General features: G+C 61.6%; 22 protein-coding genes. 11 read left to right on the forward strand and 11 right to left on the reverse strand.

The window, feature by feature from the left end:
• Positions 1-101: 101 nt before the first annotated feature.
• From AC1DK3_RS01390 to AC1DK3_RS01410, 5 genes are all read right to left on the reverse strand, one after another.
• Positions 102-440: a hypothetical protein gene (locus AC1DK3_RS01390; RefSeq protein ID WP_477190515.1), complete on the reverse strand. Its 339-nt coding sequence runs from the start codon at positions 438-440 to the stop codon at positions 102-104.
• A gap of 107 nt (positions 441-547) precedes the next feature.
• Positions 548-4,009: a chromosome segregation protein SMC gene (smc, locus tag AC1DK3_RS01395; protein ID WP_477190516.1), complete on the reverse strand. Its 3,462-nt coding sequence runs from the start codon at positions 4,007-4,009 to the stop codon at positions 548-550.
• A gap of 58 nt (positions 4,010-4,067) precedes the next feature.
• Positions 4,068-4,874, reverse strand: coding sequence for a DsbA family protein (locus tag AC1DK3_RS01400; protein WP_477190517.1), 807 nt, complete (start codon positions 4,872-4,874; stop codon positions 4,068-4,070).
• A 14-nt stretch (positions 4,875-4,888) separates the two neighbouring features.
• Positions 4,889-5,563, reverse strand: coding sequence for a DsbA family protein (locus AC1DK3_RS01405; protein ID WP_477192847.1), 675 nt, complete (start codon positions 5,561-5,563; stop codon positions 4,889-4,891).
• 168 nt (positions 5,564-5,731) lie between these two features.
• Positions 5,732-6,274, reverse strand: a complete 543-nt coding sequence (locus AC1DK3_RS01410; RefSeq protein ID WP_477190518.1) for a DUF721 domain-containing protein — start codon at positions 6,272-6,274, stop codon at positions 5,732-5,734.
• 97 nt (positions 6,275-6,371) lie between these two features.
• Here AC1DK3_RS01410 and mutY point away from each other — a divergent pair, with 97 nt between their 5' ends.
• Positions 6,372-7,502, forward strand: a complete 1,131-nt coding sequence (gene mutY, locus AC1DK3_RS01415) for an A/G-specific adenine glycosylase (RefSeq protein ID WP_477190519.1) — start codon at positions 6,372-6,374, stop codon at positions 7,500-7,502.
• Positions 7,503-7,608: 106 nt separating this feature from the next.
• Here mutY and AC1DK3_RS01420 read toward each other — a convergent pair whose 3' ends face one another.
• The 3 genes from AC1DK3_RS01420 to AC1DK3_RS01430 form a co-directional block, all read right to left on the reverse strand.
• The gene (locus tag AC1DK3_RS01420) at positions 7,609-8,724 is read right to left on the reverse strand and encodes a DNA methyltransferase (RefSeq protein WP_477190520.1); all 1,116 of its coding nucleotides are present in this window, start codon (positions 8,722-8,724) and stop codon (positions 7,609-7,611) included.
• A gap of 166 nt (positions 8,725-8,890) precedes the next feature.
• On the reverse strand, positions 8,891-9,553 hold the full coding sequence (locus tag AC1DK3_RS01425) for a ribonuclease HII (protein ID WP_477190521.1): 663 nt from the start codon (positions 9,551-9,553) through the stop codon (positions 8,891-8,893).
• Positions 9,554-9,585: 32 nt separating this feature from the next.
• Complete coding sequence (locus AC1DK3_RS01430; protein WP_477190522.1) at positions 9,586-10,698, reverse strand: PA0069 family radical SAM protein; 1,113 nt, start codon at positions 10,696-10,698, stop codon at positions 9,586-9,588.
• A 149-nt stretch (positions 10,699-10,847) separates the two neighbouring features.
• On the opposite strand from AC1DK3_RS01430, the gene AC1DK3_RS01435 reads away from it, so the two are divergent.
• Entirely contained in the window at positions 10,848-11,555 is a 708-nt protein-coding gene (locus AC1DK3_RS01435) for a TIGR04283 family arsenosugar biosynthesis glycosyltransferase (protein ID WP_477190523.1), read from the forward strand.
• A 20-nt stretch (positions 11,556-11,575) separates the two neighbouring features.
• Here the strand turns inward: AC1DK3_RS01435 and moaB are convergent, their stop codons facing one another.
• Both moaB and AC1DK3_RS01445 read right to left on the reverse strand, forming a co-directional pair.
• Positions 11,576-12,118: a molybdenum cofactor biosynthesis protein B gene (moaB, locus tag AC1DK3_RS01440; RefSeq protein WP_477190524.1), complete on the reverse strand. Its 543-nt coding sequence runs from the start codon at positions 12,116-12,118 to the stop codon at positions 11,576-11,578.
• Between the two features lie 10 nt (positions 12,119-12,128).
• A complete protein-coding gene (locus tag AC1DK3_RS01445) occupies positions 12,129-12,989 on the reverse strand; it encodes a uracil-DNA glycosylase (RefSeq protein ID WP_477190525.1) in 861 nt (286 codons plus the stop codon).
• Positions 12,990-13,236: 247 nt separating this feature from the next.
• Between AC1DK3_RS01445 and AC1DK3_RS01450 the strand changes: the two genes are divergently transcribed.
• From AC1DK3_RS01450 to AC1DK3_RS01460, 3 genes are all read left to right on the forward strand, one after another.
• On the forward strand, positions 13,237-14,919 hold the full coding sequence (locus tag AC1DK3_RS01450; protein ID WP_477190526.1) for an electron transfer flavoprotein-ubiquinone oxidoreductase: 1,683 nt from the start codon (positions 13,237-13,239) through the stop codon (positions 14,917-14,919).
• 227 nt (positions 14,920-15,146) lie between these two features.
• Complete coding sequence (locus AC1DK3_RS01455) at positions 15,147-16,967, forward strand: tetratricopeptide repeat protein (RefSeq protein ID WP_477190527.1); 1,821 nt, start codon at positions 15,147-15,149, stop codon at positions 16,965-16,967.
• Positions 16,968-17,035: 68 nt separating this feature from the next.
• Positions 17,036-17,905, forward strand: a complete 870-nt coding sequence (locus AC1DK3_RS01460; protein WP_477190528.1) for a 4-(cytidine 5'-diphospho)-2-C-methyl-D-erythritol kinase — start codon at positions 17,036-17,038, stop codon at positions 17,903-17,905.
• Positions 17,906-17,938: 33 nt separating this feature from the next.
• Here AC1DK3_RS01460 and AC1DK3_RS01465 read toward each other — a convergent pair whose 3' ends face one another.
• Positions 17,939-18,955, reverse strand: a complete 1,017-nt coding sequence (locus AC1DK3_RS01465) for a polyprenyl synthetase family protein (protein ID WP_092868403.1) — start codon at positions 18,953-18,955, stop codon at positions 17,939-17,941.
• Between the two features lie 100 nt (positions 18,956-19,055).
• Between AC1DK3_RS01465 and AC1DK3_RS01470 the strand changes: the two genes are divergently transcribed.
• The 6 genes from AC1DK3_RS01470 (at position 19,056) to AC1DK3_RS01495 (ending at position 22,692) form a co-directional block, all read left to right on the forward strand.
• The gene (locus AC1DK3_RS01470; RefSeq protein WP_477190529.1) at positions 19,056-19,289 is read left to right on the forward strand and encodes a putative signal transducing protein; all 234 of its coding nucleotides are present in this window, start codon (positions 19,056-19,058) and stop codon (positions 19,287-19,289) included.
• Positions 19,276-20,076 carry a tRNA1(Val) (adenine(37)-N6)-methyltransferase gene (locus tag AC1DK3_RS01475; RefSeq protein ID WP_477190530.1) on the forward strand — a complete coding sequence of 267 codons (801 nt, stop codon included), beginning with the start codon at positions 19,276-19,278 and terminating at the stop codon, positions 20,074-20,076. The genes AC1DK3_RS01470 and AC1DK3_RS01475 overlap by 14 nt, the downstream gene beginning before the upstream one ends.
• Before the next feature lie 94 nt (positions 20,077-20,170).
• A complete protein-coding gene (locus tag AC1DK3_RS01480) occupies positions 20,171-21,001 on the forward strand; it encodes a S49 family peptidase (RefSeq protein WP_477190531.1) in 831 nt (276 codons plus the stop codon).
• Positions 21,002-21,022: 21 nt separating this feature from the next.
• Positions 21,023-21,232 (forward strand): hypothetical protein, encoded by a 210-nt coding sequence (locus tag AC1DK3_RS01485; RefSeq protein WP_477190532.1) that lies wholly within the window; start codon positions 21,023-21,025, stop codon positions 21,230-21,232.
• Between the two features lie 150 nt (positions 21,233-21,382).
• Entirely contained in the window at positions 21,383-22,333 is a 951-nt protein-coding gene (locus tag AC1DK3_RS01490) for a glycine--tRNA ligase subunit alpha (RefSeq protein WP_477190533.1), read from the forward strand.
• Positions 22,330-22,692 carry a hypothetical protein gene (locus AC1DK3_RS01495; protein WP_477190534.1) on the forward strand — a complete coding sequence of 121 codons (363 nt, stop codon included), beginning with the start codon at positions 22,330-22,332 and terminating at the stop codon, positions 22,690-22,692. Before AC1DK3_RS01490 ends, AC1DK3_RS01495 begins: the two co-directional genes overlap by 4 nt.
• The last annotated feature ends 32 nt before the right edge of the window (positions 22,693-22,724 follow it).

Consider the following 22,724-nt stretch of genomic DNA (forward strand, 5'->3'; position numbering starts at 1 on the left):
ATGCCATATTGCTTGCGCCGCAAAATGAAAAAGCCTTCCCGCGATGGGGAAGGCTCATCAACTCGAAGCAGCAACTCGGGCCGCTTCTTTTCGGGTTCCGACTACGGATTGGACGGGGCCTGCTGAGCCGGTGGATTGGCTTGCGGGGACGCCGCCCCCGAGGGCTCGGATGCCGAGGGCTCGGACGAAGGTGCCGCCGACGGCCCTGCTGGCGCCGTCTGCGTCGTCGCGCTCGGCTCACTGAGCTTCCCGCCTGACGAGTAGTCCATGCCCGTAGGTGTCGTATGCCAGAAGCCTGCGACCAACACGACACCGACCGCTACGGCCAGCGCCATCGATGCCAGCAGAACCCGGAAGTTCGTTTTCCTCGGCGACGCCTGCCGTGCTTCCGTCGGGTCGAGCGAGCTGCGTCGCGACCGAGGATCGATTGGTGATTGCATTGGGCGGTCTCCTTTCTCGATGAAAGGGAACGTCCGCCCGTGCAGAGGGGTTCCCCCCACGGCATCCGGCCCGCTACGCGCGGCGGAAAATTAAAGATAATTCCGAGTTAGCTCGCTTCGCGGAAACTCTGCGCCGTTTGCAGATCGACGGAGACGAGCTGCGAAACGCCTTTCTCGGCCATCGTGACGCCGAACAGGCGGTTCATCCGCGCCATCGTCATCGGATGGTGGGTGATCACGAGAAAGCGCGTCGCGGTCTCGGTCGACATCTGCTCGAGGAGCCGGCAGAAGCGGTCGACGTTGGCGTCATCGAGAGGCGCGTCGACTTCGTCGAGAACGCAGATCGGCGAGGGGTTCGTCAAGAACACGGCGAAGATCAGCGCCAGCGCCGTCAACGTCTGTTCGCCGCCCGATAAGAGCGACAGCGTTGCAGGCTTCTTGCCCGGCGGCTTCGCGACGATTTCGAGACCGCCCTCGAGCGGATCCTCCGGGCTCTCGATCATCTCTAGGCGCGCCTCGCCGCCTCCGAACAGGTGCGTGAACAATCGTTCGAAGTGCGCATTCACCGTCGCGAACGCTTCGTCGAGACGCGACTTGCCTTCGCGGTTGAGCTGCTGAATGGCGGTCCTCAGCTTGGCAATGCCCTGTTCGAGATCGTCACGTTCGGCGACCAGGTTTTCAAGTTGCTTGCTGACCTCGACGAGATCATCGTCCGCTGCCAGGTTGACGCCGCCCAGACGCTCCCGGTCAGCCTTGATCCGCGTCAGATGCCGTTCGACGTCAGCGAGCGCCGGGATGGCAGACGCCTCGGGAAGTCCCGCGAGTGCAAGACACGCTTCCGGCGCGACGTCGAAGGCTTCGCGAATATGCCGGGCCGCTTCCTGGCGCCGCTGGCGCGCATTTTCGAGGCGCGTCTCGATGCGGGCATTGGCTTCCCGCGCCGCCGACACCTCGGCTTGAATGGCTCTGAGAGACTCCGTTGCAGCACGGATCGCGTTCTCGGCCGACGCCAGATCATCGGCAGCCGTGCGTCGTTCGTCTTCGGCACGCGAGAGAGCCGACAGCAGTGTTTCGCGCTGGGCCGCGATGCGCGCCGGGAGATCTGCGGTCGCCGCCATTTCATCGCGCGCCTCTTTGAGACGCGCGTCGAGCGATTGAACTTGCGCTTCCGCGCTGTGCTGACGGCCATGCCAGCGCGTTATCTCGGCGTTGGCGTGGCGGATGCGCTCTGCCCGGATCTGCTTGTCGCGTTCGAGACTGCCGAGACGAACCCGCGATTCCGCCACCTCGCGCCGTGCGTGCTCAGCTTCCGTCTGCGCCGTCTTGAGAACCGGCTCGAGATCTTCGCCGACGCTCATCGTCACGATGTGCGCTTCGATCTCGACGTGCCGTGCCTGCGCGTTCGTCAACTCTTCGTCGGCCCGCGCGCGCTGCGCCGTCACCGCCGCAAGACGCGTCTCGCTTTCGCGCTGGAGTTTTTCGAGCACCGTCAGCTGCTGGCGAACTTGCGCAAGCTCATTCTGCTTGTCGCGCCAAAGCTGCCGCAACCGGCGCTCCTCGGCCTCTGCGTGCTGGGCAGCGTTCGCCGCCATACGTTCCGCGTCGATCGTATCCTTGGCTTCGTTCAGAACCGCTTGCGCACTTCGATCGAGTTCCGCCAGCCGGTTCTTGTGGGCGAGGCGCTGGGCAGCCGGAGTGACGCCGCCGGCGGCCGCCACAAACCCATCCCAACGCCAAAGATCGCCTTCGCGCGAAACGAGACGCTGCCCGGTTTTGAGGTGCGGCTGCAGGCGCGCCCCTTCCGACCGTTTGACGACGCCGATTTGACGAAGCCGCCGCGTCAGCTCTTGCGGGGCTTCAACATGCATGACCAGTGGTTCGGCATCGGCGGGAAGGGCGTGATCCTTGGCAGGAAGATCGAGACGCCGCCAATGCACGCTCGCCTCCGCTGCGATCGGCGCTTCGAGATCGTCGCCGAGCGCCGCTCCGAGCGCAGTCTCATAGCCGGGCGAGACGCGGATGAAATCGACAGCAGGCGGATAGGCGCCTTCATCCGATCGTGCGAGCAGCTTTGCGATCGTGTCGCGCTCGGTCGAGAACGCATTGGCTGCGAGGCGCACGCGCTGCGCTTCGTCGCGCCGGGCCCTGGCGTCAGCCTGTCTCGTCTTGACGTTTTCTTCCRCCGTCAGCGTATCGGCTTCGATCTTGCTGATTTCCTGGGCGAGTACCTGGCCGCGATGGGCCATATCGGAAACTTGCTCGCCGTCCGGCGCTTTCGATGTCAGATCCGAGATCTGCGCGTCAAACGCCGTGATCTGCCGCGCAATCTTCGCAACGAGATCCTTCCGCTCGGCGAGCGCGGATTCAAGGCTCCGAAGCCGGGCCCGGGCATCGGCCGCGCGATGCGTGATGTCGGCGAAATGTGCATCCGTCTGAACGCGGCGTGCTTCGGCCGCTTCGAGCTTGATTCTCTCCAGATCCTCTTCGTCGATCGCCCTGTCACCGGCCTCATTGATCGCGGCCAGATCCGCATCGAGATGCAGCAAGGTTTCCTTGGCTTCATGAATGAAGCCCCGCTCGCGCGTGAGATCGGATTCGAGTTGCTTGGCGCGAGCTTCAAGTTCGCGCGCGCGTTCCGCAGCCCGGCTCGCCTCGCGCTCGAGGTTTTCCTGCTCGATCTTGAAACGCGCTAAAGCTGCTGCTTTTACAGCCTCGGCTTCGCGAAGCGGCGGCAATCCTTCGGCAAGGCGAAGCTCTTCGCTGAAGGCCTTGGCTTCCGCTTCCGTCGCCGCACCGAGACGCATCATCGTATTGGTAAGCTGCGTCTCCTCGTTCTCGACGCTTTGGTGCGCGTCCTTCCAAGTCAGATGGAGCGCGAGCGCTTCTTGCTGGCGGATGTCGTTCGACAGCTCCTTGTAGCGCCGCGCCTGCCGCGCTTGCCGCTTCAAAGATTCAGTCTGCGATTGAAGCTGCCCGACGACATCGTTCAACCGCTCGATGTTGGCTTCCGCCGCCTTGAGCTTGAGTTCGGCTTCGTGCCGGCGCGTGTGCAATCCCGCGATGCCCGCGGCATCTTCGAGGATGCGACGGCGTTGCTCGGGCTTGGAATTGACGATCTCGCCGATTTGCCCCTGACGCACGAGCGCTGGCGACCGGGCTCCGGTCGCAGCGTCTTCGAACAACACCTTGACGTCGCGCGCCCGCACTTCGCGTCCGTTGATGCGATAGGCGGAACCGGCTTCGCGCTCGATGCGTCGCGTGATCTCGAGAATGTCGCCGTCGTTGAATTCGGAGGGGGCTTTGCGGGCGCTGTTGTCGAGGAACATCGTGACCTCGGCGCTCGACCGTTCGGGCCGCCCGCCACTGCCTGAGAAGATCACGTCGTCCATCGCCGCCGCGCGCATGGACTTGTGCGAGCTTTCACCCATCACCCAGCGAAGCGCTTCGAGAAGGTTCGATTTTCCGCAGCCGTTCGGCCCGACGACACCTGTCAAGCCGGGCTCGATCACAAGCTCCGTCGCGTCGACGAAGGATTTGAATCCCAGAAGCCTGAGTCGGGCGATTTTCATTCGTCTTGTCAGTCCTCGATGCCGTGTCGCCGTGGCTCAGGACCGTCGCGTGCTACCCCTAGGGGGTTGCAGCCGCCGTTGGCGCGCCGCTTCGACTGGCCTGCTCGACGTAGTCAGCGATCTCAGCGAGCGTCAGCTCTTTCTTGATGAGTTTGGTTCCGATGAAAAAGTTCGGCGTACCAACAATCCCGAGCTTGCGACCGCGCTCCTTCACCCACTTCAAGTTTTCGATCATGCCTTGATTCTGCAGGCAAGCGTCAAACTGCGGGCGAGTCATCCCCACCTGTCGCGCAACAGCGTATATGGGGTCTAGTCTCACTTCCTGCGAGACCCACGACGACTGCTGCTCCATGAATTTCCCGTAAAGTTCCAAGTACTTATCGGGAGGCGCGCAGCGAAGAACGATCGTCGCATTGCCCGACGTCTTGCCGATCGGGAACTCGCGGAGGATGTATCGAACCTTACCGGTGTCGATCAAACGGCGCTTGAGCTCAGGGTATGTCTTCTCGTGGAAGTTACGGCAATGCGGGCAGGTAAGCGACGCGTACTGCACAATTGTCACGGGCGCGTCAGGCCGCCCCCAGCTCATTTCGGGCAACGGGCTCGGCGCCATGATGTCGGCGACCGTCGGGTTCTGAATGACCTCGCGGCCGCCGGCTGAAGTCGCGGTCGGATCGCCGAAGGGCGTCGGCATGCCCTCGGGCTTTTCAGATCCGATGGTCGGATAGGCAGCGCCTGAGGCGCTGCCGTCGGCGGAAATGCTCGCAGTCGCCCCCGGCGCAAGCGACGGGATGTCCGCGCCGCAGCCCGACAGCCAACCAGCGATGAGGAGGATGGCGGTAAGGCCCAGCGAACGGACGAGCATCAATGATTTTCCAGTTACTTCGCCGCCAGTAGCGGCTCGAGCACCTTATCAAAAGCTTCGACCGATGGGGCCTCTTGCAAGCGCTTGCCGTTGATAAAGAAAGTTGGTGTGGCGGCGACGCCAAAGGTATCGCTCGCACGCGTACGCTGCGCGGTGATCTGATCCAGAAGTTTCTGGTCTGTCAGGCACTTATCGAAACTCTCCTGGGTGAAGCCCGCCTGCTTCGCAATATCGAACAGCTTCGGCACGGGGCTGCCCTGGGCAAACGCCCAATCCGCCTGCTTCTCGTAGAACGTCTCGATCAGCGGAAATACCTTCTCATCGCCCGCACAGCGCGCCAGCATCGAAACGGCGGCGGCAAGATTATCGAGCGGGAACTCGCGGTAAATGAAGCGGACCTTGCCCGTATCGATGTACTTTTTCTTAATGGGCTCGAAGACGTCTGTGGAGAAGTGCGCGCAGTGCGGGCACGTCATCGAGGCGTATTCGACGATGGTCACCTTCGCGTCCTTGGGCCCGATGGTGAGGTCGGGAAGATCCGTCTGCTTCATCAATTCTTCGACCGGAACCTCAGCAGGCCCCTTGCCTGCGGCAAAACTCGAGCTGGCGCCCGCGAACGCCAATCCCGCGACGGCTGCCAAGGCCAACAAACCAAAGCGAACGCCTCGCTGAGAGGACAGGCCCGGCATAAAATTTCTGAACTCGATCAAGGTCCAACTCCTCATCGCGATGCATACCGTGGGGGAACGGCGGTCAATGAATGCCGCCTAGCACGGATCTGCCGCCGGAATAAGCCGAAACCGCGGGCGATGGCAACTAAAGGGCCGGTAATATCCCGGTGATATACGGGAACGCCGTCAGCGCGTCGACGCGGCTGCTACGCTTCTGCCGAGGGCTTCGAGGGCCGCGGCGATGTCCCCCGGAGCGGCGGGGGCGGTCTCGGCCGCAGGTTTGGACCGAACGAGCTTCGGGGCAGTTGTCGCGCTTTCGGCGCGGGGAACCTGATGGACCTTGAGCTGGCCGATCGCGCGGTACCCGAAATACCGGTTGATCCGGTCGATGATTTCCTTGTGCCGGTACGAGACCTCGAGCGCGAATGCCGGGTCGCAGGCGACGATCAGTGTCGCGCCCGCGCTTTGCCCGGGGTCATCCGCATCGACCGGCGCCCTGGCGCCACGCGGCCACTTGATCGTCTCCGGACGCGTAAGCCTTGCGACGTCGGCGCCGACGATGGTTTCCCACGACGACATGATCTCGGCGCTGTGAAAGCCATATTTTTCGAACGCAGCGGACGTCACTTTCGGCACGAACGAGCCGACAGCCCGCGCAAACTGACCTTTTACGCTCCGGACATCCGGAGGTAATGGCCGCATCTGACCTGTGGGTTGTTTAGTGCTCAAGAGTGTCGCTCGCCCCGGCAGGCTTGTGGTGACGTGAAGGAAGTCTACCATTGTCGATGCGATTCGAGGGTTCCGCGCAACCGGAGATGAAGAGCGCATGGGCGCGGTCCAGGAAAATGCAGCTCTACGCCGGCGGCAGCAGCAGTTACCGTTGCGGCCGGCCGGGCCGTTGACCGTCAAGGCGCTGCTTGCCTGGTATGAAGCCGAGCGCCGCGATTTGCCCTGGCGTTACGGACCCCGCAAAAAAGCCGATCCCTACCGCGTCTGGCTGTCCGAGATCATGCTGCAGCAGACGACGGTAAAGGCCGTCGTTCCGTACTTCCAGAAATTCGTTGCTCGCTGGCCGACGGTGACCGCGCTAGCGGGGGCCGAGCAGGAGGAAGTCCTGCAGCAATGGGCGGGCCTCGGCTATTATTCGCGCGCTCGCAATCTGAAGGCCTGCGCCGATGTCATCGCGCGGGACTACGGCGGCGAGTTCCCGAAGAGCGAAGTCGAACTTCTGAAGCTGCCGGGCATCGGCCCGTACACGGCCGCAGCAATTTCGGCAATCGCGTTCGGAGAAAAGGCGACACCGGTCGACGGCAACGTCGAACGTGTCGTGTCGCGGTTGTTCGCCGTCCGCCAACCGCTTCCCGGCGCCAAACCTGAAATTCGTCGGCTGGCCGCAACGCTCACGCCGCAACGGCGGGCCGGAGATTTCGCGCAGGCCATGATGGACCTCGGTGCGGAAATCTGCACGCCGCGAAAGCCATCATGTCTCGTTTGCCCGCTGCAGCAGGATTGCTCCGCGAGCGCACAAAACCTCGCCGAGCTTTTGCCGATGCGCGGCGCCAAGGCAGCTCGCCCCTCGCGATACGGAATTGCTTTCCTCGTGCAACGGGAAGACGGCGCCGTGCTGTTGCGCCAGCGCCCCGAAGCGGGCCTTCTCGGCGGCATGCTCGAGGTGCCGTCGACACCCTGGGGAGACGCCTTACCCGCGAGAAAAGAAGCGATGCGGGCAGCGCCTGTCACGACGTCTTGGCTGCCGGTGCCGGGCGCCGTCGTCCACGTCTTCACACACTTCCGGCTTGAGCTGATCGTCTACCGAGCGCTCGTTCCAATCGATGCTAGCTTCACGCTCTGGGCGGAGCAGGAGCGCTGCCGTTGGGTCCATCGCCGCGATCTCCACGCCCAAGCCCTGCCGAGCGTGATGAAGAAAGTCATCGCGCACGGCCTAGCTGAGAACTAATTCAATTCCAGCAAACACACGTCATCCCGGCGCAGGCCGGGATCCAGCCAAGCATCAGCATGTGTGATGATGAGAATTGTCTGCCTGCCGGCCTACGCCGGCAGACCTAAATCGACATGCGGCTGCTGAGGCCGAGCTGACGCTTTGCTTCGGAGCGAAGGTCGTCGATCGGCTTCAGCTTTCCTTCGGCTTCGAAGTGCCAGTACGTCCAGCCGTTGCAAGCGGCCTTGCCCTGGACGATCGCACCGAGGCGGTGAATGGACGCCTGCTGACCATCATAGAACAGCGTGCCGTCTGCGCGCACTTCCGCCCGGACTTCGCGACGCGGACCGAACAGCTTGCGGCCCGGCTTGATGATGCCGAGTTCCAGAATCTGACCGAAGGGAATGCGCGGTTCGCTGCGCTTCGACGGCAGCGTTTCGATGGCTTCGAGTTCGAGCGGCTGCACTTTGGCGATCCGTTCGTCGGCAGCCGTCGCATAATCGAGGTCGCGCTCGATGCCGATGAACTTGCGGCCAAGCCGCTTTGCGACGGCGCCCGTCGTGCCCGTTCCGAAAAAGGGATCGAGCACGGTGTCGCCCGGCTTCGTCGATGCGATCAGGATGCGATGGAGCAATGCTTCCGGCTTCTGCGTCGGATGCGCTTTGCGGCCGCCGTCGTCCTTCAAGCGCTCCGGTCCCGAGCAGATCGGGAAGAGCCAGTCCGAACGCATCTGCAGATCGTCGTTCGACGCTTTGAGGCTTTCGTAATTGAACGTCACGCGCGATTTGCGATCGCGACCGGCCCAGATCATCGTTTCGTGCGCGTTGGTGAAGCGCTTGCCGCGGAAGTTCGGCATCGGGTTCACTTTGCGCCAGATGACGTCGTTCTGAATCCAGAAGCCCAAGTCCTGGATCGCGGCGCCAAGGCGGAAGATGTTGTGATAGGAGCCGATGACCCAGATCGCGCCATCCGGTTTCAGGACGCGGCGCACCTCGGTGAGCCATGCGCGGCAAAATGAATCATAGGCCGCGAAGTCGTCGAATTTATCCCATTGGTCGTCGACGCCATCGACCTTCGTATTGTTCGGGCGCATGAGATCGCCGGCGAGCTGCAGATTGTACGGCGGATCGGCGAAAACGAGATCGACGCTCGCTGTCGGGAGCTTCTTGAGCTCAGCGATGCAATCACCAACGAGAATCTTCCCGCTCTGCGAGCGGACTTTGACGCGACGCGAACCCATGTACAGAACCTGCTACGCTACGATTACTAAACGCTCGCCTCATACATACTCATGGCGCGAGCCTGCGAGCTTTGTACATGATCGGAAGCGCGCGTGAATACACGTTCGACACACGCAAGCGATTTATATTTTTTGATTCGATGTGCAACTTGAGTCCGCTCGCGGACTAAGCGTCGGCGAGCCCAAGTCCGAGCGCCGGTCCGAGACCGAGTGCAAGTTGCACCGGTTTGAACGATCGCCGGTGCATCGCCGAGACGCCGAGCTTGTCGATTGCCGCCTGATGTTCCGGCGTGCCGTAGCCCTTGTGGCGCTCGAAGCCGTAGCCAGGATAATCGCGCGCCATCTCCATCATCATCCGGTCGCGCGTAACCTTCGCGATAATCGATGCGGCCGCAATCGAAAGGCACTTGGAATCGCCTTTGACGATCGTCCGCGTCGACATCGCAACTCTCGGCGCTTTATTGCCGTCGATGAGCACCAGCTTCGGAATCTCAGTAAGCTGGCTGATGGCCTGAGCCATCGCCCAGAGTGTAGCGCCCAGAATATTCTCGCGATCGATCCGCTCGACGTCGGCAACGCCCACAGCGACAATCGCGACCTTCATGATGCGTCGGTAGAGAAAGGCGCGAGAGTCTTCGTCGAGAATTTTGCTGTCGTCGATATTCGCCGGGATCTTATCGGGATCGAGGATGACGGCCGCCGCAATGACAGGTCCCGCCCACGGTCCTCGGCCCGCCTCATCCACGCCCGCAATCGGTCGAGAGCCGAGCTGATGCTCCGCGGCTTCGAGTTCGAACGTCGGCTTGATGCGCGAATCGGCGATCTTCATTCACAAACTTGATCATCGCGCCGACCGCGATGTCAAAGCAGTGAGAGCTGTTGTCCCCCGTTTCCGGGCCTAATGAAAAGATCAGTTCGAAGCGGAACGCGTTCATCGCCGAGGCCGAGCCGCTTCTTTGCGAGCCGGAAGCGGAGAGCGATCTGCGAAGCATATGGACCTCGCCCGCGTTGGCGGACGCCGAAATCAGCCGTGTAGTCACGCCCGCCGTGCATTGAACGAAGCAGCGAAATGACTTTGTCGGCGCGATCGGGAAATTCCTCTCGCAGCCATTCGCGAAAGAGATCTTTGATCTCGAGCGGCAACCGCAGCAGCACGTAACCCGCATCGCGCGCGCCGGCTTCCCGGGCAGCTTCCAGTATCGGCTCGATTTCATGATCCGTCAGGCCCGGAATGATCGGCGCCACCATGACCGTCACCGGAATTCCAGCATCCGCGAGCCGCTTGACGGTATCGAGCCGCCGCGACGGCGTCGCCGCGCGGGGCTCCATCGCGCGGGCAACATGACGATCGAGCGTTGTTATCGAGACCGCGACTCTCGCCAAATTCTTCGCAGCCATCGGACCCAGAATATCGATATCGCGCGCGACGAGCGCCGATTTCGTGATGATGCCGATCGGATGATTGGTCTTCGCCATGACTTCGAGTATTGCGCGCGTAATCCGGCGTTCCCGCTCGATCGGCTGATAAGGATCTGTATTGCCGCCGATCGCAATCGTTTCCGGTTTGTAGCCAGGCCGTTTGAGTTCGCGCTCTAGAAGAACGGCGGCGTTGGGTTTCGCGTAGAGCTTCGTCTCGAAATCGAGACCCGCCGAATGCCCGAGATAGCAATGGCTCGGCCGCGCATAGCAATAGATGCAGCCGTGCTCGCAACCCCTGTACGGATTTATCGAGCTGTCGAAGGAAACGTCGGGGCTGTCGTTATGCGAGATGATCGACTTGCTCGTGTCCTCGAAAACCTCTGTTTTGAAGGCCTCGAGGTCGCCGAGCGTCTCCCATCCGTCGTCGAACTCTTCATGCGCCTGAGCCTCGAAGTGCCCCGTTCTGTTGGAGCGCGCACCCCGGCCGCGGCGGCGCTCGGTATCCACCACGTCCGGCACCCCCGGATAATCTGAAAAGTCTCTGTGCGAAGCCATTTCCCGACCGAACTCTCGAACCGCGGAGCTGATTAGCAGCTTTCCAAGAACAAATAAAGAACAAACAGCAGACGGAATTCGTTGCCGTGGTTAAGACCCGCGACGTGGCGCGCCTTGCCGCAGGGTCTCCGGCGTGCCAGGAAATGAACATGATCTCGGTAATCATTCCCGCGCGAAACGCTGAGCATAGGTTGGCCGCCACGCTAGCCGCGCTGGTTCCGTCGGCAATCGGCGGTATCGTCAAGCAGGTCATCGTCGTCGATGCGGGATCGACGGACAGTACCGCTGAGGTCGCAGATCAAGCCGGAGCCGACGTGGTCGATAGCGCTCCGGGGCGCGGCGGACAGCTGGCTCAAGGCGCAGCTCTCGCGCGCTTTCCGTGGCTCCTCTTTCTAAACGCCGATACCGTCCTCGAAGATGGCTGGGAACGCAGCGCAACGGCCTTCATGCGCCGGGTCGATCGCGGTGAGCGTTCGATGGCTGCAGGCGCCTTCACATTCCGCCTCGACGACAAAGGCATTGCCCCGCGCCTGCTCGAGCGTCTCGTCCATCTGCGGTGCAAGATCTTGCGCGTGCCCTACGGAGATCAGGGCCTGCTGATCCCGCGCCAACTCTTCGATGCCGTCGGCGGCTACAAAAATCTGCCGATCATGGAAGACATCGATCTGGCTCGCCGTCTTGGCCGCAGACGTCTCGCAATGCTCGACGCGTACGCCACAACATCGGCCGAGCGATACAAGCGGGACGGATATCTGTCGCGTTCCTTGCGCAACCAGATCTGCCAAGTGCTCTATGGTGCCGGTTTACCGATGAGCGTTGTCGCCCGCCTGCACGGATCGGTCGAAACCGCTCCCTAAGCGTTCACTCAAATCCCTTTTCAGCCGGATTTACGATGCTCCTCGAGCCGGGGCATGATCTCGACGAAATTGCACGGACGATGGCGGACATCGAGCTGCAATTTCAGTATTCCATCCCACGCGTCGCGGCACGCTCCCGTCGATCCCGGCAAGCAGAAAATAAACGTCCCGTGCGATACGCCTCCGCACGCCCGTGACTGGATCGTCGACGTACCGACCTTCTGAAACGACAGCATGTGAAACAGAATGGCGAAGCCTTCGATCTCTTTTTCGAAGAGCGGCTTGATCGCTTCCGGGGTGACATCGCGGCCCGTAAACCCGGTGCCGCCAGTGGTGATCACGCAATCGACAGAAGGATCGTTGATCCAGCCTTCGACGATGCTTCTGATAAGGTCCGTGTCGTCTTTCACGAGCCTGCGATCGGCGAGAACATGCCCCGCTTCGCCGATTGCCTTCTCCAGGAAATCACCCGAGGTGTCTTCGGCAAGCGTCCGTGAATCGGACATGGTCAGGATGGCGATCCTGACGGGGACGAACGTGCGTTCGGCATCGATGCCGGCCATGATGGGTTCCTCAGAGCTTCGAACGTATCTGCAACAAATCCATCCACGCGAGCTGCTTCGCAGCCGGCGTCCTGAGCAGATAAGCCGGATGCAGCGTTGCGATCGCCGGAATTTTCCGGTCGCCGATCTCAATTTCCCGCCATTTGCCCCTGAGCCGCATGATGCCTTCGGTGGCGCCAAGCATCTCCTTGGCCGCCGAACCGCCAACCGCAACGAGGATCTTCGGAGCAACGAGCTCGATCTGCCGTTCGAGGAAGGGGCGGCAGGCGAGCGCCTCCTGCGGTGTTGGCGTGCGATTGCCGGGGGGCCGCCAATAGACGACGTTGGTGATGTGAACGTCGGCTTCCGTTCGCCCGATAGCATTGAGCATTTTGTCGAGCAGTTGCCCGGCGCGTCCGACGAAGGGTTTTCCGGCGAGGTCCTCATCGCGGCCCGGAGCTTCGCCGATGATCATCAAGTCGCTGTTCGGAGCGCCCCGGTAAAAGCAGAGCTTTGTCGCGGTCGATTTCAGGCCGCATCCATCGAAATTCTGCAGTGCTGCTTCGAGTTCCTGAAGCGAATTGGCCGCTCGTGCGATGCGCCGCGCGCCGGTCTCGGCTTCGCTCGCACCGAGCGGCGTGACCGCGCGGGGCCGGGCGGCTTGGGGCGACCCTGAAGCCCCCGGGGCCCTAGAGCGAACCGGCGATTGCCCTTCATCAGCCCCCCGAGCGGCATGCGGCGCTGGCCGGCCCGCTGATGCTGCCTCGTCCCGGTCGGGCCATGCGAATGCGGCCCCCGGCGCGTCGTTTCCGCGCTGAAGCCAGTCCTGCGCTGTATCGCCCACAGCGGCATCGGCCCCCATGGCCTGCAACCAACTGAGCAGCGAAAGCATTTCGTCTTGACCGTTCGATCTCACCATCGTTGAGGAGAATAGAGGTGCGGCAAGACAATTGCACGCGGCGGCACGCCGCTAGCAAGTGGATCGGCGCGCCGATACCAGGTGAGGCGGCGCGCCGCTACCTGCGCCCCCGCCATTCGGATCAGCGCGCCGCAGCCATGTGTACCGCTTGGCTTGACGCCTTCTGTGCCGGGACCTAATCGAGGGCAAATGGTTTTTCAGCAAGCAAATCGAGGTGACTATGTCCGCTGACGAGGCCGATCTGCCGCCGCGTGAGGCAATGGACTTCGATGTTTTGATCGTCGGCGCCGGGCCCGCGGGTCTGTCGGCCGCCATACGTTTGAAGCAGAAGGCCGCAGAGACGGGCTCCGATATCTCCGTCGTCGTCGTCGAAAAGGGCTCCGAAGTCGGAGCGCACATCCTTTCGGGCGCCGTCATCGATCCCATCGGCATCAACCGCCTTTTCCCGGACTGGAAGGAACGCGGCGCTCCGATCGAGACACCCGTCACCGAGGACGTGTTTCTCGTGCTCGGGCCGGAAGGCGATCTCCGTCTGCCGAGCTGGCCGATGCCGCCGATGATCAAGAACCACGGCAATTACATCGTCAGCCTCGGCGCGGTCTGCAAATGGCTCGGCGAGCAGGCAGCCGAACTCGGTGTCGAAATCTATCCGGGCTTCGCGGCGAGCGAAGTTCTGTACGATGAGAATGGCGCTGTTGCAGGTATCGCGACGGGCGACATGGGTGTCGGCCGCGACGGCAAGCCGACGGATAATTTCGTCCGCGGTATGGAACTGCGCGCCAAGTACACTCTGGTCGCCGAAGGCGCCCGCGGTTCGCTCTCAAAAGGTTTGATAAGCCATTTCGAACTGGCGAAGGGCCACGAGCCGCAGAAGTACGGCATCGGCCTCAAGGAACTTTGGCAGATCGCGCCCGAGAAGCATCGCTCCGGATATGTCCAGCACACGTTCGGCTGGCCGCTCGACAGCCGCACAGGCGGCGGCTCATTCCTCTATCACTACGGAGACAATCTCGTTTCCGTCGGCTTCGTCGTGCACCTGAATTACGCCAACCCCTATCTCTCGCCGTACGAGGAATTCCAGCGCTTCAAGACTCATCCCGCCATCCGTGATGTTTTTGAAGGTGGCAAGCGCATCGGCTACGGCGCACGCGCCATCACCGAAGGCGGCTGGCAGTCGATGCCGGATCTCGTGTTCCCCGGCGGAGCCCTGCTCGGCTGTGCAGCAGGCATGGTGAATTTGCCGCGCATCAAGGGCAGCCATAACGCCATGCTGTCCGGCATTGCAGCCGCCGACGCGGTCGTGGATGCCCTTGCAGCAGGCCGCTCGCACGACAAGCTCGACGACTACGAAAAAGCGGTACGTACAGGCGACATCGCACGCGACTTGAAGAAAGTGCGGAATATGAAACCGCTCTGGTCACGCCTCGGCACGTACATCGGCGTCCCGCTCGGCGGCGCCGATCTTTGGCTCAACACAATCATTTCCGGCATCGGCCTCGGCTTCACCCTGAAGCATGGCAAGACGGATGCCGCTGCGACGGGTCTAGCGGCGGATTACAAGCCGATCGCGTACCCGAAGCCCGACGGAAAGCTGACGTTCGACCGTCTGACAAACGTATCCTTCTCGGCAACCAATCACGAGGAGGATCAGCCGGTACATTTGAAGCTGCTTGATCCGACTGTTCCGATTGCGATCAATCTGCCCGAGTACGCCGAGCCGGCGCAGCGTTACTGCCCAGCTGGTGTATACGAAATCGTAAATGACGAGTTGGGCGAGCCGAAATTTCAGATCAACGCCCAAAACTGCGTACACTGCAAAACCTGCGATATCAAAGATCCGAGCCAAAATATTGATTGGACCTGCCCGGAAGGCGGCGGCGGGCCCAATTACGCCGGAATGTGACGATCAAAGACCTGGGGGGACGTCGTCCCCCCAGTGCTTTCAGCAACATAATGGGTGCGGCAGGTTGCCATTTTTCTTTGTTGCGCGTTTGCAATGTCCATAACAGTTAGCAATTTCGGATCATGTCCCATTTTTCACGCGAAGCGTGTCGCCAACCGCGCGATAACTTTGCTAGGCTTGGATCCGCAGGAATCGAATTGGCTTCCGGCTGCAAAGGAAAAATGTCGATGCGGGGACCCCTCGGGCGCGTGCTGAGTGTAGGCCTTGGTGCGATCGCGATGACGATCGCCGGGTTTTTCAGCGAGGCTCCGGCCCGCTCTCAAGACCAGGACCCGAGTCAGGACGAGATTTCGGCCTCTGTACTCGGGAACTATTTGGCGGGGCGCTTTGCCCGGGCCGCGCAGGACACGAAAGAAGCCGCAGATTTTTACGGCAAAGCTCTCGAACGCGATCCAGCGAATGAAGTTCTGCTCGAGCAGGCTTTTCAGATGGAGACGATGTCGGGCAACTGGCCGAAAGCCATTCCTCTCGCCGAGCAGCTGGCGGCAACCCGCCAGTCGCATCGCATGTCCCAGTTTCTCTTGGGCGTGACCGCATACAAGGCTGGCGATTACGCGAAAGCCGAACAGCACTTCACCGCCGCCTCCGAAAATCCCATCGGCGAGCTGACGAGCGCGATCGCGGTTGGCTGGACGCGCCTTGCAGCGGGAGACGCAGACGGTGCTGTGAAGGCTCTTGATCTTCCGAAGCAGCCTGACTGGGCGCAGTTCTACCTGCGCTATCACCGGGCGCTGATTACCGATCTTGCAGGCCGCAAGGCAGATGCGCGCGCGTCCTACGAAAAAGTCTTCAAGCAGGACAGCCGCACGCTCCGGACGTCGCTTGCCTACGCTCAGTCTGCCGCCCACTACGGTGACTTCAAGACCGCACGTCAGGTGATGAAGGAGCAGCTCGCGAAAACCCAAGGCGACGCACATCCTCTCGCTAAAGAGATGCTCGACATCATCAATCGCAAAGAGAAGCCCCCGCTCCTGATCTCCAATCCAACAGACGGCTTAGCGGAAGTATTTTATGGGCTCGGCGAGGCTCTGGCGGGAGAAGGCGGCGTTAGCCTCGGGACGATTTATTTGCAGCTCGCTCTCGATGCCAAGCCCGATCACGCCTTTGCGCTCGCAGCGCTTGCCAACGCTCTTGAAGCCGTAAAGCGCTACGACGACGCCATCGCGACCTATGACAGGATCCCGCAGGGAACGCCTCTCCAAAGCGCGATCGACATTCGCAAGGCCTTCGACCTCAACTCTCTCGATAAGCCCGACGAAGCGAAAGCGATCCTGACTAGGCTAATCGAAGCGGACCCGAAGGACGTTCGTCCGCTCGAGGCGCTCGGCAACATCATGAGAGCCCGCAAAGATTACGCAGGCGCCGTCACGTACTTCACGAAGGCCCTTGCTGTTCTGAACAAAAACGACCCGCGCAATTGGGGTTACTACTACGCGCGCGGCACATCGTATGAGCGGCTGAAGAACTGGCCCGCAGCCGAAGCGGACCTGAAGCGCGCACTCGCGCTCGCTCCCGATCAGCCGCTGGTTTTGAATTATCTCGGCTACTCCTGGGTCGACCAGGGCAAGAACCTCAAGGAAGGAACGCGCCTGATCGAGAAGGCCGTTCAGCTGAAGCCCGATGACGGCTACATCGTCGATAGTCTCGGATGGGCGCACTACAAGCAGGGTAACTTCAAAGAAGCCGTGCGCTTCCTGGAGCGTGCCGTCGAGATCAAGCCCGAAGATCCGACGTTGAACGATCACTTGGGCGACGCTTTCTGGAAAGTCGGTCGCGAACGCGAGGCCCGCTTCCAGTGGAGCCAAGCGCTGTCCCTCGATCCGGAGCCGCAGGACGTCGACAAGATAAAGGCGAAGATCGAACGCGGTCTCGATGCGAAAGGCGAAGCCAAGAACGCCGAGAAGACGCGGCAGGTTCAAAAGGATGAATCATCGCGCCGGCGCAGCGAAAACAAGGCCGGATCGCCGCAAAGCCGGGCCGTCGAGTAAACCGCCGAAAAGCCGGATCAACAAATGACGGGCGCCATTGGCGCCCGTTTTCATGCTGCTGAGATCTCATGCCCCCGAAGCCGGAATTCGCTCCCGCCAAGATCAATCTGACGCTCGAAATTCTCGGCCGGCGTAGCGACGGCTACCACGAGCTGCGAAGCCTCGTGGCATTCGCAGCCGACGCCGGCGACCGCCTGACGCTCACCAGTGATGCACCCGCCTTGACGAAAGTCGAAGGTCCATTCGCAAATGCTCTCGGTCACGCCAATCTCGTCGACGCCACCGTCGAGACGCTCACGCGCATTCTTCCCAATGTCATTCTCGGTGGCTTGACGCTTGAAAAAAATCTGCCCGTCGCCGCCGGCATTGGCGGCGGATCGGCAGACGCGGCAGCAGCACTTAGGCTTCAGAGCGCGGCACATCCGGAAATTGCCGGGCTCGATTTGCCCGTGATCGCGCGCACCCTCGGCGCCGACGTCCCGGTCTGCCTGCGCAGCCGCAGCGCGATGATGACAGGCGTCGGCGAGACGATTGTCGACGTCGACCTGCCGGGAGAGATCTTTGCGATCCTCGCCAATCCGCTCATCGAAGTGCCGGACAACAAAACAGCGGAAGTGTTTCGTCTGCTCCGCGCTCAGCCGTTGCCAGCCGATGCCACGAGTGAACGGCCGCCGGTCCTGTCGTCCATCGGCGAACTGATCAGATACGCCGCAACGCGCGGGAATTCGCTTGAAGCGCCCGCACGCGAGCTTTTCCCACAAATAGGCGTGATGCTCTCGGAACTCGCGAAGCTGCCGCGATGCCGGCTCGCCCAACTCTCAGGCGCGGGACCGACCTGCTTCGCCCTCTTCGATACCCAGCAAGCGGCGTCGTACGGCGTGCGCGTGCTCAAAGCCAGCTGGCCCCAGTGGTGGGTCGCAGCGACCCGCCTGATCTAATCCGTTCTCGGTCTAAGCGCTTAGTGCGCGGTCTCAGTGAGTGCGGCTGATGCAGAAACCGATGACCTGCTCCAGCGCGTCCTTCTCCCGGCTCGCCGGGAAAATCGCGAGCGCATCGCGCGCGATTGAGCCATAGGAGCGCGCCCGCTCGAACGTCGCTTCGATGGCCTTGTGCTTGCGCATGAGGCTGACAGCGTGTTCGAGGTCGCCGTCCGCTATCTCGCCCTCGGCGATGGTCCGGTTCCAGAACTGGCGCTCATCGTTCGAGCCGCGCCGGAACGAAAGAATGACCGGCAACGTGATTTTGCCCTCGCGGAAATCGTCGCCGACGGATTTGCCGAGGCGGCTGCTGTCGCCGGCATAGTCGAGCGCGTCGTCGACCAGCTGAAACGCAAGGCCGAGATTCTTTCCGTACGATCGAAGGGCAGCCTGCTCCTCCGTCGGCCGCTGCGCAAGCGCCGCACCCGACTCCGCCGCAGCCGAAAAGAGCGCGGCCGTTTTGGAATTGATGATCGAGAGATAATCGTCTTCGGTCGTCGACGTATTCTTGGCGGCCGCAAGCTGCATGACTTCGCCTTCCGCGATCGTCGCCGCAGCGTTGGACATGATGCGCAGAACGGTCAGCGATCCGACGTCGACGAACATCTTGAACGCCTGGCCAAGAAGAAAATCGCCGACCAGAACGCTCGCCTGATTGCCCCATATCATGCGCGCCGTTTTACGGCCCCGCCGCGTCGCGCTCTCGTCGACGACGTCGTCGTGAAGCAGCGTCGCCGTATGCATGAACTCGACGGCCGACGCGGTGCGGATGTGGCCGTTTCCGCCATACCCGCACAACTTCGCCGAAGCGAGAGCCAGCATCGGCCGGAGGCGCTTACCGCCGCTATCGATGAGGTGGTGAGCAAGCTCGGGGATCATGTCGACATCGGACACCGCCTTGTCGAGAATGATCCGGTTTATGGCCTCGAGATCATCGGATACGAGATCGAGAAGCGGTTGCAGCTTCTGACCTGTCTCACGAACGTCTTCGAGTGGAATCACGCGACCCAAGTTGGCCCCCAATTTTTACACCATGCTAATATAGATAGTTGCCTTTAGGCCGTCACCCAGCCTTCGCCGGCCAGATCTGATTGATAGTTTAGGATTGGCCATGCGCGAGTTAATTGTGACGAATGACCCCGTACTCATTAGCTACGCCGAAGCACTGCTAAAAGATCAGGGTATTGAGGCGGTGGTATTTGATCGAAATATTAGTCTTATGGAAGGGTCAATCGGTGCTTTCCCGCGACGTCTTGTCGTTCCGGATGACGCATGGGCCAAGGCAGCCGAATTTCTGAAGGCGGCCGGACTGGGCGATTGGGTGGTCGGAAATGAAAGTAAGTGAGCCTGACCTATCCATAATTGAGACGGCCAGCGAAGACGTCTTCCTCGGCGACGCTTTGACGGTGCGCCAGCCGCGGAATGGTTACCGGGCAGGAACCGACGCAGTGCTGCTCGCGGCATGGATCAACCCCGAGACCGCCGGAAAAGGACCGATCCTCGATGTCGGATCAGGCGTCGGCGTCGTCGGACTTTGCGTCGCGGCGCGTTGTCCAAGCGCGCGAGTTCTGCTCGTCGAGCGCGAACCCGATCTCGCCGTGCTTGCTCGCCATAACGTCGAGCGCAATGGTTTGGAAATGCGCGTTTCGGTTGTCGAGGCCGATATCGCGCGCTCCTCCGACGCGCTTTTCCGCTCAGGAATATCTTCAGAGACGTTTCCGATTGTGCTCGCCAATCCGCCTTACCACCAGGAAGGCCGAAGCACGGCCGCGACGAGCCCGCTGAAGGCTGCAGCGCATCAGATGGCGCCCGATGCACTCGATACGTGGGCACGCTTCATGAACCGCATGGCGATTCCGAGTGGACGCGTCGCGATGATCCATAAGGCCGAGGCGCTACCCCAAATTTTATCTGTTTTCGAAGGGCGCTTTGGCGGCATCAACGTCCTGCCGGTTTATGCGCGCGCCGGTGCACCGGCAATTCGGGTCATCGTCAGCGGTATTAAGGGCAGCCGTGCGCCGATGTCGATCAAGCCCGCGCTCGTTCTGCACGGCCCCGAGCAGGCCTTCCTGCCGGAGATCGAGGCTGTCTTCAGGCATGGCGCCGCACTTCCGGCAAGATTCGGCGGCTGATCGCCTCTGGCAACCCGCCTGCGGTTGCACTAGATCATGCAACTCCCATCCTTAACGCAACGTCAGAGCAAGTTGCTCGCAGGAGTGAAGCTTCATGTGGCCATTCTCGCGTAAGCCCGTCGTCCCCGTTTTGCGTTTCAGCGGTCCGATCGGAATGGCAACTCCGTTGCGTCCGGGCCTGTCGCTTGCAGCCTACGCGGGGGCGATCGAAAAGGCATTTTCGCTTTCGAAGCTTCCGGCGGTCGCGGTCGTAATCAATTCGCCGGGCGGCTCGCCAGTGCAATCCAACCTCATCTTCAATCGCCTTCGCCAATTGGCGGTCGAGAAGGAGAAGCGCGTCTACGTTTTCTGCGAGGACGTGGCCGCATCTGGCGGCTATTTTCTGGCCATTGCAGGCGATGAAATATACGGCGATCCGTCCTCCATCATCGGCTCGATCGGCGTCGTCTCGCGCAGCTTCGGCTTCGTCGATTTACTGCAGCGGCTCGGCATCGAGCGGCGTGTCTATACGGCGGGCACCGACAAGAACCAGCTTGACCCGTTTCTGCCTGAAAACGCCGACGACATCTCGCGCCTCAAAGCCATCCAGCAGGATGTGCACGACGTGTTCATCGGCCTTGTCAAGGAACGCCGCCTCGGCAAGCTGAAAGGGCCGGATACGGAGCTTTTCTCCGGCGCATTCTGGTCTGCATCGAAAGCCGTCGACTTCGGCTTAATCGATGGAATTACCGATGTCCGCTCCAAGATGCGGCTGCTCTTCGGCGACAAGGTGAGGCTGAAGGTCGTCGAGCCCGAAAGAGCGGGACTGCTTTCGCGCCTGCGCCGTGCGCCCGGCGCTTCGGGTCTCGGCAACGGTCTTGCTTTTGCCGACGATCTGGTGTCGGCTGTGGAGGAGCGATCGCTCTGGTCGCGCTTTGGCATCTAAGGCGTCACGGAGGGCCTCGTAATGCCCCCAATAATGTTTCTCGCCGTCGTAGGAATAGCAGGGCTTGCCGGCTACCGGCTTCTGTCCGCCTTGGCGCGTAATGCTCAATCCGGCACCCGGAAGGCTGACCAAGCCATGCGGCGGGCGGCGGCGCACGTGCGCGACCTCGGAAATCTCGAATGGGATGAAGCTGCAGGCGTTTACCGGCCGCGGGCACAATCAAAAGACTGAGAATTACTGTCATCGGAAGCTAAGTCAGCAGCGGGCCGAAGCCGTGCTTGCGCGCGGTGCAGGAAAGCCCCATTACCGCTTCTCCGAGCGTGACAAGGTGTCGTTAACGCGTATATTGCCCGCGAATTAAGCCCGAACGAGCAAAAGACAATGCCCCAAACGACGGTTTCTACGAGGGCCGCACGGCTCCCTGCGTTGCGCCCCAAAGAAGCCTTTCAGGACCTCATTTTGACGTTGCAGAGCTTCTGGAGCGCCCACGGCTGCGTCATCCTCCAGCCCTACGACATGGAGGTCGGAGCCGGCACCTTTCATCCGGCAACGACATTACGCGCGCTGGGCCCGAAATCCTGGTCCGCCGCCTACGTACAGCCCTCGCGCCGTCCGAAAGACGGCCGCTACGGGGAAAACCCGAACCGGCTGCAGCACTACTATCAGTTCCAGGTCATCATGAAGCCGTCTCCGGCGAATATTCAGGAGCTCTATCTCGCGAGTCTCGAGGCCATCGGCATCGATACCGCGCTGAATGATGTTCGCTTCGTCGAAGACGACTGGGAAAGCCCGACGCTCGGCGCCTGGGGTCTCGGTTGGGAGGTCTGGTGCAACGGCATGGAAGTATCGCAATTCACCTACTTCCAGCAGGTCGGCGGCTTCGACTGCAATCCGGTCGCTGGCGAGATAACCTACGGTCTTGAGCGGCTCGCCATGTACGTTCAGGGCGTGGACCGCGTCTACGATCTCAATTTCAACGGCCGCGACGACGACAAACGGCTGACGTACGGCGACGTCTTCCTGCAGGCCGAGCGCGAATATTCCCGTTATAACTTCCAGCACGCCGACACCGAGGTGCTGCTTCGCCATTTCAAAGACGCTGAGGCCGAGTGCAAAGCATTGCTCGAGGCCGGGGCGAAAGGTGGCGAGGAGCACTTGCTCGCGCTTCCCGCCTACGATCAGTGCATCAAAGCGAGCCATATCTTTAACCTGCTCGACGCTAGGGGAGTGATTTCGGTCACAGAGCGTCAGAGCTACATCCTGCGCGTTCGGGACATGGCGAAAGCCTGTTGCGCCGCGTGGCTAAAGACAGAAGGAGGAGGACGCGCATGAATGACACGACCCTCGGCATAATCGCGGCTGCCGTACCGCTACTGGTTATCGGTTTCTTCGTCCTACGGCGAATGCCCTGGATCTTGGCGTTTTTCGTAGCTCTCGTCGGCGTTGGGATCGGTTACCTCCACACGACCGGCGCGACGCGCGACATCGGCCATCAGGTCAGAGCGGCGCTTCCTGCGGGCATCCTGCCGGAACACAAGAAGGCGGCAGAGGAAACCGCCCCGGCTCCAGCGGAAGCCCCGGCCATGAAGGCGGAAACACCGCCGCCCGCCCCCGCAGCCGAGCCTGCTCCGGCGGCTCCTGAGCCTGCGGCCCCGGCGGCAACACCGGCACCGGCACCTGCCAACCCCTAACGACTTACTCTCCCCGTTGCGTCACGCAATGG

This window comes from Hyphomicrobium sp. 01T421, from assembly GCF_056398805.1.